This window comes from Anoxybacillus thermarum (genome assembly GCF_000836725.1).
In the GTDB taxonomy this organism is placed as follows: Bacteria; Bacillota; Bacilli; order Bacillales; family Anoxybacillaceae; genus Anoxybacillus; species Anoxybacillus thermarum.
Genome location: NZ_JXTH01000156.1, coordinates 1 through 614 on the forward strand (window position 1 = coordinate 1; position 614 = coordinate 614).

The following is a 614-nucleotide window of genomic DNA, read 5'->3' on the forward strand; positions in this document are numbered from 1 at the left end:
ACGCTATGGATTCACGTATGGATACTGCCCCATTACGGACAGTGGGTTCCCCCATTCGGAAATCTCCGGATCAACGCTTACTTACAGCTCCCCGAAGCATATCGGTGTTTGTCCCGTCCTTCATCGGCTCCTAGTGCCAAGGCATCCACCGTGCGCCCTTTCTAACTTAACTAAACACACTTTTCAGCCTGTTATCTAGTTTTCAAAGAACAATTTCAACCTCGTCTCCTTTTTAATAGACGCAGGCGCAAGTTGAGGGATATTCCCTCAAAACTAAACGAAGCGAAAAAGCGTTTTTTTCATCATATCAATGACATCCTTAGAAAGGAGGTGATCCAGCCGCACCTTCCGATACGGCTACCTTGTTACGACTTCACCCCAATCATTTGCCCCACCTTCGGCGGCTGGCTCCCGTAAGGGTTACCTCACCGACTTCGGGTGTTGCAAACTCTCGTGGTGTGACGGGCGGTGTGTACAAGGCCCGGGAACGTATTCACCGCGGCATGCTGATCCGCGATTACTAGCGATTCCGGCTTCATGCAGGCGAGTTGCAGCCTGCAATCCGAACTGAGAGCGGCTTTTTGGGATTGGCTCCCCCTCGCGGGTTCGCGACC

The 614-nt window shown here is 52.1% G+C and carries 2 rRNA genes; both read right to left on the reverse strand.

What is annotated here, in order from left to right:
* Nucleotides 1-172, reverse strand: a 23S ribosomal RNA gene (locus LH47_RS14885); the annotation flags it as partial.
* 151 nt (nucleotides 173-323) lie between these two features.
* Nucleotides 324-614: ribosomal RNA gene (locus LH47_RS14890) — 16S ribosomal RNA — on the reverse strand; the annotation flags it as partial.